General features: G+C 67.6%; 1 protein-coding gene. It reads right to left on the bottom strand.

Annotated features, from left to right (window positions below):
* Positions 1-256, bottom strand: a 256-nt coding sequence (locus tag I5G_RS22170; RefSeq protein WP_036327904.1) for a hypothetical protein, incomplete at both ends; no start/stop codon positions are given.

Raw genomic sequence — 256 nt, 5'->3', positions numbered from 1 at the left:
CACTCGGCGACGCCGTCACCGACCTCGCGCGGTTCGGGCGTGGGGGAGTTGGAGACGACCTTCCACGCGGCCGGGGCGGTCACGGTGAAGGTGAACTCGGCCTTGAGGTCGGGCTGCTCGAACACCGTGAAGACGCGGCGCGAATCCGGCACCTCGAACTGCGTGTAGAGGTAGACCTCGCCGTCGACGGGGTCGACGAAGCGATGCAGACCCTCACCGGTGTTGGTGTACTCGCAGTCGGCGTCGACGACGAGCT

The sequence above is a fragment of the Microbacterium sp. B19 genome, assembly GCF_000333395.1.
GTDB lineage: Bacteria > Actinomycetota > Actinomycetes > Actinomycetales > Microbacteriaceae > Microbacterium.
The sequence above is the reverse complement of the archived record's forward strand: the minus strand, read 5'-3'. Positions and strand labels throughout refer to the sequence as shown.